We start from the raw sequence: 14,864 nt of genomic DNA, 5'->3' as shown, positions 1-14,864 counted from the left end.
GATTTTGGACAACGTTCAACAGACGCCGAGCGCGCGCAGTCCGGCCAGCACCTCCGCCGCGGCGGCCTCGGCGGTGAGCACGGTGGTGTCGACCCTGACCTCGGGGTGCTCCGGTGGCTCGTAAGGGGAGTCGATGCCGGTGAAGTCGGCCAGCTCACCGCGCCGGGCCCTGCGGTAGAGGCCTTTCGGGTCGCGTTGCTCCGCCACCGCGAGCGGGGTGTCCACGAACACCTCGCAGAACTCGTTCTCGCCGACGAGACCCCTGGCCAGCGCGCGTTCGGCGCGGAACGGCGAGATGAACGACACCAGCACGATCAGCCCGGCGTCGACCATCAGCGCGGCCACCTCGGCGATCCGCCGGACGTTCTCGACCCGGTCGGCGGCGCTGAACCCGAGGTCGGAGTTGAGCCCGTGCCGCACGTTGTCGCCGTCCAGCAGGAACGTGTGCCGGCCCTGGGCGTGCAACGCCCTCTCGACCAGGTCGGCGATGGTGGACTTGCCCGCGCCGGACAGCCCGGTCAGCCAGACCACGCACGGCCGGTGACCGTTGCGCTCGGCCCGCGCCCGCTTGTCCACGGTCAACGCCTGCCGGTGCAGGGTGCGCGTCGTGAGGGCGTGGTCGATCATCCCGGCGCCGACGGTCGCGTTCGTCAGCCGGTCGAGCACGACGAACGAGCCGAGGTCGCGGTTCGTCCGGTAGCTCTCGAACGGCACGGGCGCGTCGAAGTGCACGTCCGCCGGACCGATCTCGTTGAGGCCGAGCGCTTTCGTTGCCGTACAACCGACCGTGCGAGCGCCGATCTTGGCCAGGTACCGCCGGCCCGGCAACAGGCCCGTCTCGTTCAGCCACACCAGCTTCGCGGAGAACGCGTCCGCCGTGCCCGGCGGGTCGTCGGCCGCGGCCAGCACGTCGCCGCGGCTCGCGTCCACGTCGTCGGCGAGCACGACCGTGACCGACGACCCGACCGGCGCCCGCGGCAGGTCGCCGTCCATCGTGACGATGCGGTCCACAGTGGACTCGCGTTCGCCCGGCAGGACCCGGATCCGGTCACCGGGCCGCAGCGTGCCCCGCAGCACCCGGCCGGACAGTCCGCGAAAGCTCGCGTCCGGCCGGTTCACCCACTGCACGAGGAACCGCGACGGCCCGTCCGCGGTGTCGCCCACGTCGACCGACTCCAGCCACCGCAGCAGCGTCGGCCCGTCGTACCACGGCGTCAGCTCGCTGCGCGCGACCACGTTCACGCCCTCGGTCGCCGACATGGGTATGCAGGTGGTGCTCACGAAGCCGAGCTCCGCGGCGAACACGGCGAACTCGCCGCTGACCGCGTGGAAGAGAGCGGGGGAGTAGCCCGCGAGGTCGAGCTTGTTGACCGCGAGCGCGACGTGCCGGATGCCCAGCAACGACACGATCCGCGCGTGCCGGCGCGTCTGGTCCAGCACGCCCTTGCGCGCGTCGAGCAGGATCACCGCGGCCTGGGCGGTCGACGCGCCGGTGACCATGTTGCGGGTGTACTGCTCGTGCCCAGGGGTGTCCGCGACGATGAACCGGCGTGCGTCGGTCGTGAAGAACCGGTACGCCACGTCGATCGTGATGCCCTGCTCCCGTTCCGCTGCCAGCCCGTCGAGCAGCAACGCGAAGTCGAGCTCGCCACCGCGGGTGCCGACGCGCCGGGAGTCCGCTTCGAGAGCGGCCAGGTGGTCGGCGTGGAGCAGCTTCGACTCGTGGAGCAGCCGGCCGATCAGCGTGCTCTTGCCGTCGTCCACGCTGCCGCAGGTGATGAACCGCAGGAGCTCCATCAGAAGTACCCCTCCTGCTTCTTGCGCTCCATCGACCCGCTGCGGTCGTGGTCGATCACCCGTCCCTGCCGCTCCGAGGTCGTCGCGGTCCGCATCTCCTCCACGACCTCCGCCACCGTCCTCGCCGCACTGCGCACCGCACCCGTCAGCGGGTAGCAGCCCAGCGTGCGGAACCTGACCAGCTCCTCGCGCGGCTGCTCGCCGGGACGCAACGGCATCCGGTCGTCGTCCACCACGATCAGCGCGCCGTCGCGGTCGACGACCGGCCGTCTCGCCGCGAAGTACAGCGGCACCACGGGGATGCGCTCGCGTTCGACGTACCGCCAGACGTCCAGCTCGGTCCAGTTCGACAGCGGGAACACCCGGATGCTCTCGCCGGGCGCGGTGCGGGTGTTGTAGAGCCGCCACAGCTCGGGCCGCTGGTTCTTCGGGTCCCACCGGTGCTGTGCGGTGCGGAAGGAGAACACCCGCTCCTTGGCCCGTGACGCTTCCTCGTCCCGCCGCGCACCACCGAACGCCACGTCGAACCGGTGCTCGTCGAGCGCCTGCCGCAGCCCCTGCGTCTTCCACAGGTCGGTGTGCCGCTCCGGGCCGTGGTCGAACGGGTTGATCCCCAGCGCCACGCACTCCGGGTTGCGGTGCACGATCAGCTCCAGCCCGAGCCGCCGCGCCGTCTCGTCCCGGAACGCGATCATCTCGCGGAACTTCCACGTCGTGTCGACGTGCAGCAGCGGGAACGGCGGCCGGGACGGGTGGAAGGCCTTGCGCGCCAGGTGCAGCAGCACCGAGCTGTCCTTGCCGACCGAGTACAGCAGTACCGGTCGCTCGGACTCCGCGACCGCCTCGCGGAAGATGTCGACGCTGTCGGCCTCCAGCCGGTCGAGGTGGTCCACGCACCGACCGTAGCAACCAAACCGAACAACGTTCAATATGAATCTGAACGTTGTTCAACGTAGGCTGGCCGCTGTGAGCACCGAGCAGACGACGGCGTGGGGTGACGCGGAGGGCCGGCGGCGGGACATCCTGGCCTCCGCGGAGCACCTCCTGGAGGAGCAGGGCTACGCGGGCCTGACCATGCGCGCCATCGCGGTCGGCGCCGGCGTCAGCTCCGGCACCGTCTACCAGTACTTCTCCGGCAAGGAGGACGTGTTCGCCGCCCTGATGGAACGCCGCCTGGACGCCCTGCGCGAGACCCTCGCCACCGTCGACCGCACGCTCGGCATCGCGGGCGTGCTGCGTGCGGTCCAACCCCAGGTCACCGAACTGTGGCGGCGCTTCGGGCGGTCGGCCGCACAGTGGGAGGCGAAGGTGCTTTCGGGTGGCCCGCGCGGCAAGGAGGTCACCGGTTCCGCGCAGGTCTACCGCAAGACGATCAAGGCGCTCGGTCAGGCGCTCGCCGAGACCGCCGAGGCGTGCGGGCAGGTGCTGATCGACGACCCGGCGCTGCCGCACTGGGTGTGGGACTCGTTGATCGGGCTCGCCGACGACCTGCTGCTGCAGGGAGCACGCACCAGCCGCGTGAAGCCCGCGCACCTGATCGAGTTCGCGGCCGGGGCGATCGAACGCGGCGTCGTGCGGCCGTAGGGCGGCTCGAACGACGGCCGCCGCGCACGCTGACCTCGAACGCGTCCCGGTGAGTCACTCCACACGCCAGCTTCGAACGCGTCCCGGCGGGACGCCGCGCACGCCGGCCTTGAACGCGTCCCGGCGCGTCACCGTCCAGCCTTGAACGCCTTCCAGCAGCGGCCGCCCCGGCCTCCCCGACGACGGCACGCGGCGTCGTCGGTCACCGGCTCAGGTGCGGTCCGCGATGCCGCGCGCGATCTTCAGCTCCACCAGGTCCTGCGGCCGCAACCGCAGCTGGTCGGCCGTCTCCCGGGCCTGCGACGGGTCGCGTTTCAGGATCGCCGCCGCCAGCTCCGGTGAGATCACCGCGAGGTAGCTGTCCGGCGTCACCCACGTCCGGTCCGGCGCGGCGAACGCCAGCGCGCCGCCCGACCCGCCCTCGCCGATCAGCAGCGTCGTCACCGGCACGCGGGCGGACGCGACGGCGGTGAACATGTCCGCGATCGCCGGGCCGACCCCGGCCTCTTCCGCGGCGGTGTCGTTGGCCGCACCGGGGGTGTCCACCAGCGTCAGCACCGGGATGCCGAGGCGGTCGGCGAGGTGCACCAGGCGTGCGGCGGTGCGGAAACCGGCCGGGCGGGTGGGCGTGCCGCACTGGGCGGCGTAGGCGACCGTCGCGCCGTCGCGGAAGCCGAACCCGCACAGCACGCCCGGATCGACGCCGCCGCAGCGGTCGCCGCTGATCGGTTCGTGCCAGTCGAAGTAAGTCGAGAGGTACTCCCGGGCACGGGGACGGTCCGGTGCGCGGGCGCGGTCGACCGCGTCCCAGCCGCTGTCCGGCAACGTCAGCGAGCCCAGCGCGGGCGGCACGGGAGCGGGGCCGTTGGCGGGGGTGGTGAGCAGTCGCAGCCACCGTTCCAGTCGCGCGCGCAGCTCGCCGGGGTGCACGAGCTGGTCGACCGACCCGGCCGCGAACTGCTGCGCCACCGAGTAGCCCGGCGGCCGCACCCGAGAGCCCGCGAAGCCGACCTGGGCGTCCCGCAGACCCAGCACGACGTCGGCGCCCGCCCCGAGCGTCGCCCAGCCGCCGCCGGTGCTGGGGTCGCGCAGCACCGAGAGGTGCGGCACGCCGGCGGCGCGGGTCAGTGCGAGCTGGCGTGCGATCCGTTGCAGCTGGGTGAGTGCGGGCGTGCCCTCCTGCATGCGGCTGCCGCCGGTCGCGACCAGGGACACGACCGGCACGCCGAGCGAACGCGCGTGGGTGAACGCCTGCTCGATCCGGGTGCCGGTGCGGGTGCCCAGCGAGCCGCCGAGGAAGCCGAACTCGAACGCCACCACCACGGCCGTCACACCGCCGATCGACGCGACCCCGCAGACGACCGACTCCTGCTCGCCGGTGCGTTCGGTGGCACGCCGCACCGCGTCGCCGTAACCGGGCCAGCCGAGCGGTCCGTCCGAGGTGGACGGCAGCTCGCCCGGCAGCTCGGTGAACGACGACGTCACCGCCGACAGCAGCGCCCTGACCGGCTCACGTCCGGAGGGCACGCTTCATCACCTTGCCCATGTCGTTGCGCGGCAACGACTCCACGAACCGCACCAGCCGTGGGCGCTTGTGCGGGGTGAGCAGCCGGGCCACGTGGTCGACGAGCTCGCGCTCGGACGGGGCGTCGCCGGCGGGCACGACCCACGCGATGATCCGCTCGCCCAGGTCGTCGTCGGGCTCGCCGGTCACCGCCACCTCCTTGACGCCGGGGTGTTCGAGCAGCGCGTTCTCGATCTCGCCCGCGCCGATCTTGTAGCCGCCGCTCTTGATGATGTCCGTGGCCTTGCGGCCGACGATCCGGTAGTAGCCGTCGGGGTCGCGGGTGCCGACGTCGCCGGTGCGGAACCAGCCGTCCGCGAACGCCTCGGCCGTCGCGTCCGGGCGGTTGAGGTACTCGGTGAACAGGTTCGGCCCGCGCACCTGGATCTCGCCCACCGCGCCGGTCTCCTCAAGCTGCCCGCCGTGGTCGTCGACCAGCCGCACCTGCACGCCGGGCAACGGCAGGCCCACCGCGCCGGGCTTGCGGTCGCCGTCGGCGCGGACGCTGGTGTTCATCAGCGTCTCGGTCATGCCGTAGCGCTCCACGACCCGTTGCCCGGTGGCCGCGGCGATCCGCTCGTGGTCGCGCACCGGCAACGCCGCCGAGCCCGACACCAGCAGCCGCGCTCCCTTCAGCGCCGCGGCCAGCGCCGGGTCGTCGCCGACCTCCTCGGCGATGCGGTGGTACATGGTCGGGACGCCGAACATCATCGTGCCGTCGCCGGAGAGCGCCTCGGCGAGCGCGGCGGTGGAGAACTTGCCGAGGTGGTGCAGGGTCCCGCCGAGCCGCAAGGGCCCGAGCACACCGAGGATCAGCCCGTGCACGTGGAACAGCGGCAACGCGTGCACCAGCACGTCGTCGGCGGTCCACTGCCACGCGTCGGCCACCGCGTCCAGGGTGGACGTGATCGCCCGGCGCGGCAGCACCACGCCCTTGGGCGACCCGGTCGTGCCGGAGGTGTAGACGACGAGCGCCGGCGCCTCGTCACCCGGCTCGGCGAACGACGCGTCGGAGCGGCCGTCGAGCGTCACGTCGAGCCGGGGCACCGGCCGCAGGCCCTCCGGCAGCGCGGCACCGGGTGCGGCGAGGACGGCGGCGGGGGCGCTGTCGGCCACGATGTGCGCGAGCTCGCGTTCGCCGACCTTCGGGTTGAGCGGCACGGCGGGCACCCCGGCGAGCAGCGCCGCGACGACCGCCACGCACGTCTCGATGGCCGGGGTGGCCCACACCGCCACCCTGGGCAGCCCGGCGAGCTGCCGGGCGAGGGCTCCGGCGCACGACGCCAGCTCGGCGTGGGTCAGGGTCTGCTCGCCGAAGCGGAGCGCGACGCGGTTCGAGGGCGACGAGAACAAGGCACTCACCAGATTCCGGGGACGACGAGGGCGAGCCAGACCAGCGGCGGCGCCGCCGCCACCATGATCCCGCCGTAGACCATGAGCTGCTTGAAGAACGTGTCGCGATCCACGTCCTGCGCACCGGCCAGCACCAGCGCGCCGTTGGTGGAGAACGGGCTGACGTCGACCACGGTCGCCGACACCGCGAGTGCCGCGATCAGCCCGGCCGCGCTCACGTCACCGCGCAGCAGGAACGGCACGGCCAGCGGGATGAGCGCACCCATGATGCCGACCGACGAGGCGAACGCCGACACCAGCGCGCCGATGTAGCAGATCAGCAGCGCCGCGACCAGCGGTGCACCGACGCCCGCGACCGAGTTGCCCGCCCACGTGATAGTGCCCATCGCCTGCAGCACGCCGACGTAGGTGAGGATGCCGCAGATCAGCAGCACGGTCGGCCAGGTGATCTGGTTGATCGCCTGCCTGCTCTGCTCCGGCCACACCACGCTCAGCAGCACCGCCACGGTGATCGCCGCGAGGCCGACGTCGAGGTCGAACACCAGCGCGGCCACCACGAGCGCGACCAGGCCGGCCAGCGTGGCGATCCGGGGCGTGGTGAGCGTGATCCGCTCTTCTGCCTCCAGCACCTCGCCGCCGCCCGTGCCGTTGACGGCCACGCCACTGCCGCTCGAACCATCCGCGCCGCCACCGGCACCACTGCCGTCGCCCGCGCCACTGTCACCACCGGTGCTCACGAGTGAGGGCGTCGGTAGCGGCCGGCGGGCGAGCTTCATCCCACCGCACACGACGAACACCACGGCCGCGATCAGCAGGTTCACCACGAGGCTGGCCAGGAACAGCACGACCTCGTTGCCCGGCAACCCCTCCTTGGCCACGATGCCGTTCACGATCGTGCCGTAGATGCTGATGGGGGAGAAGCCGCCGGCCTGCGCGCCGTGCACCACCATCACGCCCATCAGCAGCGGGCTGATCTTGTAACTGGCCGCGAACCCCATCGCGATCGGCGCGATGATCGCCACCGCCGCCGGGCTCACCGCACCGATCGCCGTCAGCACGCCGGTGATCGCGAACATCACCCACGGCATCAGCGCGATCCGCCCGCCGACCAGCCGGATCGCCATGTGCACCAGCCAGTCCGTGGTGCCGTTGGCGCGGGCGATGGCGAACAGGAACGTCACGCCCACCAGCACGACGAAGAGCGAGCCGGGGAAGCCCTTGAAGATGTCGTCGGCCTTCATGTCCGCGACCAGCGTGCCGACCCCGAAGGCGGCGGCGAACGCGAGCGCGCCCATGTTGATCGACCTGGTCGTGGCGATCACGAACACCACGACCAGCACGAGTGTCGAGATCAGTTCGGCGGACATGCGGGGCTCCCGTCGTTGGGGCTGTCCGAGTGGCCAAGTGGCTGAGCCACTTTCCGCCCGCCGTCCACCGGCTGTCAAGAGGTGGCTCAGTGGCTGAGCCACTTGGGCGGTTATCCTGGACCGATGTCCGAGGCATTGCGGCCCATGGTCAGGTCCCGCCTGTACGAGCAGGTGCTCGAACGGCTGCGCGCCCACGTGACCGAGGCGGGCCTGAAGGCGGGGGACCGGCTGCCCGCCGAACGCGACCTGGCCGCGAGCCTCGGCGTGAGCCGCGCGTCGGTCAAGCAGGCGATCGTGGTGCTGGAGGTGCAGGGCCTGGTCGAGGCCCGCCACGGCGGCGGCACCTACCTCGTGCGCGACACCCTCGACGTGGAACCGGTCGAGCAGCTCGTCGAACGCCGCAAGCGCCTCCCGGACGTGCTGGAGGCCCGCGAGGCGCTGGAGACCAAGCTCGCCGAGCTCGCCGCCGAACGCCGCACCGACGCCGAGCTGGCGGACATCCGGCTGGCGCTCGACTTCATGCGCGACGAGATCGCCGGTGGTGACTTCGGCGTGGAGGGCGACCGCCGGTTCCACGCCGCCGTCACGGCCGCGGCGCACAGCTCGCTGCTCGCCGAGTTCATGAAGACCATCGCCGCGCAGATCACCGAGAGCCGCACCGAGTCGTTGCGCCAGCCCGGCCGCCCGTCCCGCTCGCTGGCCCAGCACACGGCGATCTACGAGGCCATCGCCGCCGGTGAACCGAAGAAGGCGGCGATGGCCATGCGCAGACACGTCCAGACCGTCGCGAAGGTCCGGCTGCTGGACTGGGTGCCAGAGGACTGATCAGCAGGGACTGATCAGCGGAGGACTGACCAGCGCGGGACCGGTCAGCGGAGGTCGATCACCACCCGCTGGTGTGCCGACTTCGCCATCGCCCGCACGGTGCGGGTGGTGCCGTCGGCGTTGTGCACGACGACCTTCCAGTCCCGTGTGGACACCTTGCCGGGGAACCAGCCGCGAGCCGGGTCGATGGTGACCTTCCCGTTCTCCTGGCTGATCCGGGTGCGGGCCGACAGCTTGCGGTTGTCGTCCTCGTAGAGCGTGAACGCGCCCTTCGCACCGGCGGTCACGTGCACGGTCAGCTCGTCGGCGGCGTTCTGGACGTGGTTGGTCACGTTCTCGCTGCGCTCGACCAGGACCCCACCGGCCCGCAGGAACACCGGCATGGTGTCCAGGCCGGCGCTGACGGTCGCCCAGGTGTTGCCCTGGTAGACGCGCCCGGTGAAGTAGTCGGTCCACTGGCCGGGCGGGAACCACACCCGCGTCTCGCCGACCTCGCCGGGCGTGGTGATCGGCGCGACCAGCACGTCCGGCCCGAGCAGGAACTGGCTGTCCACCGTGGAGTAGGCCTCCGGACTGGCCGGGTACTCCAGGTAGGCGGGCCGCACGAGCGGGACACCGGTCCGGCCGGCCTGCTCGGCCAGCGAGTAGATGTAGGGCACCAGGCGTTCGCGCAGGTTCAGGAACTTCGTCGCCGAGGCCTGCGCCGCCGGCCCGTACTGCCACGGCAGGCGGTCGCCGTGGTTGCTGTGCAGGCGCGTGATCGGCTGGAACGCGCCCAGCTGCACCCACCGCGCGTACAGGTCGTCCGGCAGCTTGGAGGTGTAGCGGACCTGGCCGTTGTCGAGGTAGGTCTCCGAGCCGCGCAGCCCGGTGGTGTCGTTGTGACCGCCGATGTCGTGGCTGATGTTGGACATCCCGGTCGCCACGCCCTCCGCGGAGGTGAGGCCGATGGTGCCCTTCATCGCGCCCCACGTCGACGAGGTGTCGCCGGTGAAGTGCAGGGTGTGCCGCTTCTCCGCCCACGGCCCGGTGGGCAGCGGGCCGGAACCGCTGTAGCCACCCGCCTGCAGCGAGCCGTAGCCGCGGGAGAACGCGAACCCGCGGTCCAGCGGCGACAGCGCCGCGTACTGCTCGTTGATCACCGTGTCCGGCGTGACGCCGCGCTGCGACGAACCGGAGCCGTCGCAGCACCAGTCGAGCCACCAGAAGTCGGTGGACATCGGCCGGTGCAGGTCCAGGTACGCGCGCAGCTGGTCCGGGTCGGCCCAGTCGAACACGTAGCTGTCCACGCCGTTGCGGCTGCCGTTCCTGGTGAGCTTGCCCTTGGCGGTGGCCTGCGCCTTCGCGAAGTCCGGGTCGTCGCCCTGGATGCTCGGGTGGATGTTCAGCGTGCTGTGCAGGCCCTGACCGTGCACCCAGTCCTGGAAGTCGGCAGGGAACTTCGCCGGGTCGATCCGCCAGCCGTTCCACGTGTTGTGCGCCTTGAAGTCCGTGTCGACCACGAGGACGTCCAGCGGCACGCCGTTCTGCCGGAACGCGGGCAGGATCCGGTCGCGGAAGTCGGCCGCGGTCCGGTCGATGTACTCGGAGTACCAGACGCCGTAGGCCCAGCTCGGCAACAGCTTCGGCCCACCGGTCAGCTGCGCGAGGTCACCCAGCGCCGCCTTGTAGTCCTGGCCGTAGCCGAACACGTACCCGTCCTGGTACGGCTGCGCGCCCCGGTCCGGTCGTGGCGTCTTGCCGTTGAGCAGCGCCGAAGCCGTGTCGTCGAGCAGGTACCAGCCGTCGCGGTGCAGCAGGCCGGCGTACAGGCGCGGCGGCCCGTCGTTGCCGGTGTAGCCGTCCAGCGAACGCCGGTAGCCGCCCAGTGCCAGGTGCTGCGTCGTCGAGTTGACCCCGATCGTGTCGAGGTTGACGTGACAGCCGGTGGCCGGGCAGGTGATCGTCAGGTCGGAGGTGCCCGCCGGGAGCGGGACCTGGGCCGTCGCGGTGCCCCACGTCGCCCAGTTCTCCGTCGTCGGCAGGGAGACCGCCTGGCCGTTGACCAGCACCGTGCGCGCCTCGTGCTTGCCGTCGCCGCCGACGCCGTTGGCGTAGCGCAGCTGGACCGCGTACGTGCCCGCCGCCGGGACGCCGCTGACCCGCTGGCTCAGGCTCGTGCCGCCGACCAGTTCGGCGACGAACCCGGTGCCCGCGTACCCGGCGTGCTCGTCGGCGATGTCCGCGTTGGTGCTGCCGTTCTCGGCCTCGCAGGTGGTGCCGAACCGGCAGTCGTCGACCGCGCGCTGGCTCGGGAACGCCTGGCCGGGGGCCAGCAGCGCGAGGCTGTCAACGTTGACATTGCCCGTGTCCGAAGCACCGCGCGTCAGCGTGACGCGGTGTTCGCCCGCGGTCAGGTCGACCTCGGTCTCGGCCTGCCGCCAGTCGTTCCAGTCGCCGGTCGCCGGCAACGCCACCTGGCGCGGCGCCTTGCCGTCGACGCTGAGGCCCAGCGTGCGGCTCTCGTGCTTGCCGTCGCCGCCACGCCCGTTGGCGTACTTGACCACGACGCGGTGCTTGCCCGCGGCCGTGGCGCGGACCGTCGCCGTGACGCTGTTGTTGAGGTACTGGAACCCGGCGGCGAACCCCGCACCGGTGTGGCCGGGGTGGTCGGCGGCGATGAGCATGCCCTCGCGCTGCTGGTCCTCGACCTCGCAGAGCTGCCCGGTCGCGCACACCACCCGCCGCCACGGTGACGCGGTCGTGCCGTTGGCGGTCTCGAGCTCGAGGTTGTCCGCGCGGAACGGGCCGGAGTCCACCCGGTAGCGCAGGGTCAGCGCCGAGGTGGTGATGACCAGCCAGCCGTTCTCGGTGCGGGAGCGGTAGGCGGTGCGCGGGAAACCGGTGCGGTTTACAACGTTGTAAGTGGCCGCGTTCTCGAACCGGCGGTCACCGGCGTACTCGGTGCGGACCAGCGTGGGGGACAGGACCTGGAACCTGGCCTGCCCGGACACGACCGTGTCGGTCGGCTGTGCGGTCGCCGACGTCGGCAGGACCAGGCCCAGTAGTGCCAGCAGCGGTAAGGCTGTCGCGCGTTTGCGCATCGGTTCTCCTCGTATGACAACGTTGGCTCGCGAGGTGGTTCAGACATCTCCGAACCTCACCCTGGCCTGTCGAGGTGGACCGATCAAGGGGGCATTTGCCCGATGACGTGACCGGCGAGCCCTAGACCACTCCCGTTCCGCGCTGCGCCTGAGGCACCACACCGAGCGCCGTCTCCAGCTGCTCCCAGCGCGTCACCAGGTCCGACATCATCAGCATCAGCACGTCGGGGAACGCCTGGAGGAAGCTCTGGTACCGGTAGTGGTCGAGGTAGAACACGACGACGTCGTCGGTCAGCGCCGTGGCGGACGTGGTGCGGGCGTTGAAGAACAGGTCGTGGTGACCGAGCAGCGCGCCGCGGCCCAGCCGGGCGCGGTCGTAGATGCCGCCGAAGTCGACCTCGACCTCGCCGCCGCCCACGAGGAACACGCCGTGCGCCGGTTCGTCCTCGTGGAACAGCGCGTCGCCCGCGCCGAACGGGATCTCGTCGAACATCGACGCCAGCGTCTCCAGCTCGGCGTCGGAGAGCGAGGCGAACAGGCGGACGCCGTACGGGTCGGCGCTCTCGCGCAGGCACGCCACCCGTTCGGTCAGCTCGGGCTCGCTCAGGTGCGTCATCCGCATCCGCGCGAACCGCAGCATCCGGTCGGTGCCGCGGGACTGGCGGCGTGGTTTCCCGGCGCTCGGCGGGGTGAACAGCTCCGCGCTCCCGCTGATCCGCGCTGCCTCGCGGCGGCCGGACTCGTAGGCGCTGTGCACGCAGCCCCAGTGGTAGTGGTTCGTGCCCTCGCCGGCGAAGTGCAGCCACTCGCCGACCGGTTCGGCGAGCGTCGCGATGTCCTTCGCGGACGAGCCGACGCCGATGCACGTGTAGGAGCCGCGGGCGAACGGGTCGGCGGTCCACGCGGTGCGCGAGACGTGGTCCGGTGCCGGTGCGTCCGCGCCGAAGATGTCCCGCACGACCGTGGTCGCGTAGTCCTCGGCCTCGGCCGCCGACCAGGTCTCCGCCTCGCGGCCGAGCGAGGCGCCCAGCAGCATCACCAGGACCGGCTTGCCGTGCGACTTCCACATGCTGATCACGACCGTGGGGTAGCGGTCGGTGTCGCGGCACAGGTAGCCGAACACGTACTGGTCGCGGGGCCAGAACGGTTCCGGGTAGTGCAGGGCGATCTTGTTGAGCGTGCCGAAGCCCAGCCGTGCGATGGCCGACCGCTTGTCGCTCGGCAACGGCGGCTCGAACCGCACCGCCCCCGCCTTGAGCACCCCGAGCGGCACGGTCACCAGCACCTTGTCCGCCTCGAACACGCCCCGGTCCGTCGTGACCCGGCCCGGCTCGACCAGGCAGACCACGTGTCCCAGCCGGACGTCGAGCCCCTCGGCCAGGGCGTCCACGACGCACTGGTAGCCCTGGTGCAGGGTGCTGTCGCCGTAGCCGTAGACCAGGTAGCCGTCCTCCCAGAACTGCAACGACAGCTTGTCCGCATCCTCCGCGGCGTCCTCGCGCAGCAGCACGTTGAGGTGGTAGCGGACCGCCTGCTCGTCGAAGCCGCCGGTGTAGGCGCTGTCGCCGCCGACGTAGCTGAACGGGAGGCCCAGGTCCTCGACCAGCTCGGTGATCGGGTTGCCGTCGGTGCCGTGGATCCAGTGCGCGCCCAGGTCGACCCCGTGCTCGTCGGTCCAGATCCGCCCGCCGACCCGGTCACGCGCCTCCAGCACGGTGACCCGGTGCCCCAGCTCGGTCAACGCCCGCGCCGCCGCGAGTCCCGAGATCCCCGCTCCCACCACGACCACGCTGGCTCTGTCCGGCATCGCACGATTGTCCGGCGGTGGTGCGCCATCGAACATTCCTCGATCGTGTACCGCACTGGATCGTTCGGGTCTTGCTGTTCCGGCAAGTTCTCGTGCCAGCCCGGGATCGGCGCGGCAAGACTCCGAACCATGATCCGCGTTCTCGCCCTCGTCCTCCTGCTCGTCACCGCCTGCGCCACACCACCCGCCGCCGTGCCCGACTACGCCACCGCCACCGGGCACGACCCCGCGTTCACCCGCACGTTCCGCCACGAGTTCGCCGACGTCGACGGCGTGCGGATGCATTATGTGACCGGCGGGAAGGGCACCCCGGTCGTCTTGCTGCACGGCTGGCCGCAGACCTGGTACGGCTGGTGGCAGATCATGCCCGCGCTCGCCGAGCACCACACCGTCTACGCCGTCGACCTGCCCGGCCTCGGTGACAGCACCGGCGTGCCCACGAGCTACGACAAGGCCACCCTCGCCCGCTACGTCCACTCGCTGATGACCCGGCTCGGCGTGCGGGACGCCAACGTCGTCGGCCACGACCTCGGCGCGGCCGTCGCGTTCCAGTACGCCGCCCGGTTCCCCGCCGACACCGCGCGCCTGGGCTACCTCGACCTGCCCCTGCCCGGCCCGGCGATCGACGCGGCCACCTACCGTTCGCTGAGCTGGCACATCGCCTTCCACATGCAGCCCCGCGTGCCGGAAACCGTGGTGGGCAACGACGTCCGCGACTACCTGGCGTTGTTCTACCCGCAGGTCTCCTTCGGCGGCAGCGCGTTCGGTGGCACCGCGGACCGCTCGCCGTTCACCGACGCCGAGATCGACGAGTACGCCCGGACCTACCGCAGGCCCTCGGCGTTGTCCGGCGGCTTCGACCTGTACCGGACCCTCGACCGCGACGTCCGCGACACCACGGCGGCCGCACCCGTCGCGGCACCGACGTTGCTGCTCGCCGCACAGGGGCAGGCCGACGCGATCCGCGCCATGGCGGCGACCCGGATGGCCAACATCGTGCGTGCGGTGGACGTTCCCCGAGCCGGGCACTGGCTGGTGGAGGAGAACCCGGAGTTCGTGACCGCGGAACTGCTGCGGTTCCTCGGCGACGGCTGAGCCGGCGAACCACAACGCGCTCTGCGGAGAGGTTCACACGGTCGTGTGAACGATTTGATCTTCCCGCCTGCCGTGCCCCACTCTGCCGCAATCCGACGACGTTGCGAGCGAGAGGTGCCATGGAGCACGAGGCGAACTGGTTCAAGGGCGCTGTCTTCTACGAGGTCCTCGTCAGGGCCTTCAGCGACTCCAACGGCGATGGCACCGGCGACCTGCGCGGCCTCGCGTCCAGACTGGACTACCTGCAGTGGCTGGGGGTCGACTGCCTGTGGCTGCCGCCGTTCTACGCCTCGCCGTTGCGGGACGGCGGGTACGACATCAGCGACTTCCGGGCGGTGCTGCCGGAGTTCGGCACCGTCGAGGACTTCGTGTACCTGCTGGAGGAGGCG

11 protein-coding genes are annotated in these 14,864 nt (G+C 71.5%); 4 read left to right on the top strand and 7 right to left on the bottom strand.

What is annotated here, in order from left to right; translation table 11 throughout:
* Positions 1–15 precede the first annotated feature (15 nt).
* Together cysC and cysD are read right to left on the bottom strand one after the other, a co-directional pair.
* Entirely contained in the window at positions 16–1,797 is a 1,782-nt protein-coding gene (gene cysC, locus ADL03_RS07930; RefSeq protein WP_053732713.1) for an adenylyl-sulfate kinase, read from the bottom strand.
* Positions 1,797–2,690 carry a sulfate adenylyltransferase subunit CysD gene (gene cysD / locus ADL03_RS07925; protein ID WP_255353340.1) on the bottom strand — a complete coding sequence of 298 codons (894 nt, stop codon included), beginning with the start codon at positions 2,688–2,690 and terminating at the stop codon, positions 1,797–1,799. The genes cysC and cysD overlap by 1 nt, the downstream gene beginning before the upstream one ends.
* Before the next feature lie 73 nt (positions 2,691–2,763).
* On the opposite strand from cysD, the gene ADL03_RS07920 reads away from it, so the two are divergent.
* On the top strand, positions 2,764–3,381 hold the full coding sequence (locus ADL03_RS07920) for a TetR/AcrR family transcriptional regulator (RefSeq protein ID WP_053732711.1): 618 nt from the start codon (positions 2,764–2,766) through the stop codon (positions 3,379–3,381).
* Positions 3,382–3,591: 210 nt separating this feature from the next.
* Here the strand turns inward: ADL03_RS07920 and ADL03_RS07915 are convergent, their stop codons facing one another.
* From ADL03_RS07915 to ADL03_RS07905, 3 genes are read right to left on the bottom strand one after another with little or no spacing between them, the layout of a single operon-like run.
* Positions 3,592–4,908, bottom strand: a complete 1,317-nt coding sequence (locus ADL03_RS07915) for a carboxyl transferase domain-containing protein (protein WP_053732710.1) — start codon at positions 4,906–4,908, stop codon at positions 3,592–3,594.
* Entirely contained in the window at positions 4,892–6,307 is a 1,416-nt protein-coding gene (locus tag ADL03_RS07910; protein WP_053732709.1) for an acyl-CoA synthetase, read from the bottom strand. Before ADL03_RS07910 ends, ADL03_RS07915 begins: the two co-directional genes overlap by 17 nt.
* Positions 6,304–7,665: an SLC13 family permease gene (locus ADL03_RS07905; protein ID WP_053732708.1), complete on the bottom strand. Its 1,362-nt coding sequence runs from the start codon at positions 7,663–7,665 to the stop codon at positions 6,304–6,306. The genes ADL03_RS07910 and ADL03_RS07905 overlap by 4 nt, the downstream gene beginning before the upstream one ends.
* A gap of 123 nt (positions 7,666–7,788) precedes the next feature.
* Between ADL03_RS07905 and ADL03_RS07900 the strand changes: the two genes are divergently transcribed.
* Positions 7,789–8,490 carry a FadR/GntR family transcriptional regulator gene (locus ADL03_RS07900; protein WP_053732707.1) on the top strand — a complete coding sequence of 234 codons (702 nt, stop codon included), beginning with the start codon at positions 7,789–7,791 and terminating at the stop codon, positions 8,488–8,490.
* A 44-nt stretch (positions 8,491–8,534) separates the two neighbouring features.
* On the opposite strand, the gene ADL03_RS07895 is transcribed toward ADL03_RS07900, so the two are convergent.
* Both ADL03_RS07895 and ADL03_RS07890 read right to left on the bottom strand, forming a co-directional pair.
* Positions 8,535–11,573: a TIM-barrel domain-containing protein gene (locus ADL03_RS07895; RefSeq protein ID WP_053732706.1), complete on the bottom strand. Its 3,039-nt coding sequence runs from the start codon at positions 11,571–11,573 to the stop codon at positions 8,535–8,537.
* Between the two features lie 121 nt (positions 11,574–11,694).
* Complete coding sequence (locus tag ADL03_RS07890; protein ID WP_082372970.1) at positions 11,695–13,380, bottom strand: FAD-dependent oxidoreductase; 1,686 nt, start codon at positions 13,378–13,380, stop codon at positions 11,695–11,697.
* Positions 13,381–13,509: 129 nt separating this feature from the next.
* On the opposite strand from ADL03_RS07890, the gene ADL03_RS07885 reads away from it, so the two are divergent.
* Positions 13,510–14,475, top strand: a complete 966-nt coding sequence (locus tag ADL03_RS07885) for an alpha/beta fold hydrolase (RefSeq protein WP_053732704.1) — start codon at positions 13,510–13,512, stop codon at positions 14,473–14,475.
* A 119-nt stretch (positions 14,476–14,594) separates the two neighbouring features.
* Positions 14,595–14,864: alpha-amylase family glycosyl hydrolase (locus tag ADL03_RS07880; protein WP_255353339.1), on the top strand; the 270-nt coding region annotated here is incomplete at its 3' end.

Origin of the sequence: Nocardia sp. NRRL S-836 (assembly GCF_001279525.1) — a bacterium.
Lineage (GTDB): Bacteria > Actinomycetota > Actinomycetes > Mycobacteriales > Pseudonocardiaceae > Lentzea.
The sequence above is the reverse complement of the archived record's forward strand: the minus strand, read 5'-3'. Positions and strand labels throughout refer to the sequence as shown.

Excerpts from the sequence above, each read along its gene's own strand:
- cysC (WP_053732713.1), bottom strand. The coding sequence starts at position 1,797 with ATGGAGCTCCTGCGGTTCATCACCTGCGGCAGCGTGGACGACGGCAAG.
- ADL03_RS07905 (WP_053732708.1), bottom strand. The coding sequence starts at position 7,665 with ATGTCCGCCGAACTGATCTCGACACTCGTGCTGGTCGTGGTGTTCGTG.
- ADL03_RS07900 (WP_053732707.1), top strand. The coding sequence starts at position 7,789 with ATGTCCGAGGCATTGCGGCCCATGGTCAGGTCCCGCCTGTACGAGCAG.
- ADL03_RS07895 (WP_053732706.1), bottom strand. The coding sequence starts at position 11,573 with ATGCGCAAACGCGCGACAGCCTTACCGCTGCTGGCACTACTGGGCCTG.
- ADL03_RS07890 (WP_082372970.1), bottom strand. The coding sequence starts at position 13,380 with ATGCCGGACAGAGCCAGCGTGGTCGTGGTGGGAGCGGGGATCTCGGGA.
- ADL03_RS07885 (WP_053732704.1), top strand. The coding sequence starts at position 13,510 with ATGATCCGCGTTCTCGCCCTCGTCCTCCTGCTCGTCACCGCCTGCGCC.